This window comes from Actinosynnema sp. NPDC023658 (genome assembly GCF_040639995.1).
Lineage (GTDB): Bacteria > Actinomycetota > Actinomycetes > Mycobacteriales > Pseudonocardiaceae > Actinosynnema.
The window spans coordinates 1-1,634 of record NZ_JBFAAX010001160.1 but is presented as its reverse complement, the minus strand read 5'-3'; the positions used below and the strand labels follow the sequence as shown (position 1 = coordinate 1,634).

The following is a 1,634-nucleotide window of genomic DNA, read 5'->3' as shown; positions in this document are numbered from 1 at the left end:
GACGTCGTACGAGGTGTTCGAGGGTGACACGTGTGTCGCCATCGTCTCCGGTACGACGGCCACGATCGACGGTCTGACGCCGGACAGCGAGCACACCTACACGGTGATCGCGAAGGATGCGGCGGGCAACGCCTCGGTCAAGAGTGCGGCGGTGAAGGTGCGCACGAAGGCGTTGCCGGACACCCAGGCCCCGACCGTGCCGGGCAATGTGCGGTCCACGTCCCAGACCACGACCGCTGTGGACTTGGCGTGGGACGCGTCGACGGACAACATCGGTGTGACGTCGTACGAGGTGTTCGAGGGTGACACGTGTGTCGCCATCGTCACCGGCACCACCGCCACGGTCTCCGGCCTTACCCCGAACACCGAGCACAGCTACACGGTGATCGCGAAGGATGCGGCGGGCAACGCCTCGGCCAAGAGCGCCGCGGTGAAGGTGCGCACCAAGGCCGACCAGGGGCCGTCGATCGTGAAGTACGGCTACCGCCTGGCCGGCAGCACGAAGATCAAGGCCGCGCACGGCGAGGTCGCCCTCGCGGGGAGCATCCAGGCCTCGGTCAACCTGTCCACCGGCGCGGTCGAGGCGGACCTCGCCCTCAACCCCACCACCGGCCACTTCAAGGCGTTCGGCTTCCTCCCCGTCCGGGCGGAGATGCAGTTCGTCCAGGAGGGGAAGACCACCGGTTCGCTGGCGGGCGGTGTGCTGCGGTCGACGTCGAAGGTGACGGTGAAGCTGCCGCGCATCACGTTGCTCGGCATCCCGATCAGCAGCAGCCCGAACTGCCGGACGCAGGCGCCCGCGTCGATCCCGCTGGAGTCGAAGCCCGGTTTCGACCCGCTCCGCGGCGGCACGGCGGCGGGCACCTACACGTTGCCGGCGCTCACCGGCTGCGGCCCGCTGACCAACCTGATCAGCGGGGTCACCTCGGGCCCGGGCAACACCATCGAGCTCAGGATGGTGCCGCTCAAGTCCGCTCCGCAGGCGCGGGCAGGGGGGTGACGGGTCGCTGATCGAGCGGCACTGACACCTGGCGCACGAACGGGTGGCCCCGTCCGGATCTCCGGACGGGGCCACCCGGCCGCGGTCGGCCGTTGGAGCGGACCGGCGATCCCGGCTGCCGCGTCCCGGTGCTGCCGCTCGCGCTGCCGGCCGAGATCGAGCGCGAACGACCGTCGGGTTCCCGGTGTTCACCGCGCTGTTCGGGCTGATCGGCTTCGAGCTGTTCGGCCGGCACCAGGGCAGCGTCACCGACCGCGCCGCCCACGTCGACCACCGACTCGGCCGATCGGCGAACCTGCTCGGCGTATGACGCAGCGGATTCGCACAGCGGAAGAAGCAGCCGGGCGAGCGCAACTGGGACAGTCGCCGCATGAAGCATGCGGTGGTCCTGGGCGCGAGCATGGGCGGGTTGTCGGCGGCGCGGGCGCTGGTCGGGTTCTACGACCGGATCACGGTCGTGGACCGTGATCCGCTGCCGGCCGAGGTGGGGCACCGGCGCGGTGTGCCGCAGGCCAAGCACTTCCACACCATCCTGCTGCGCGGCATGGAGGCGCTCGACGGGATGTTCCCTGGCCTGTCCGACGAGCTGATCGCTGGCGGCGCGCTGCGGGTCGGCTTCAACGTCGACGCGCGG

General features: G+C 70.6%; 2 protein-coding genes and 1 pseudogene. All 3 read left to right on the top strand.

Annotated features, from left to right (window positions below):
• A partial coding sequence (locus tag AB0G02_RS39130; RefSeq protein WP_360805246.1) for a fibronectin type III domain-containing protein occupies positions 1–1,000 on the top strand: 1,000 nt, incomplete at its 5' end.
• A gap of 184 nt (positions 1,001–1,184) precedes the next feature.
• Positions 1,185–1,310: a hypothetical protein gene (locus AB0G02_RS39125; protein ID WP_360805243.1), complete on the top strand. Its 126-nt coding sequence runs from the start codon at positions 1,185–1,187 to the stop codon at positions 1,308–1,310.
• Between the two features lie 60 nt (positions 1,311–1,370).
• Positions 1,371–1,634 (top strand): annotated as a pseudogene (locus AB0G02_RS39120) (hypothetical protein); the annotation flags it as partial.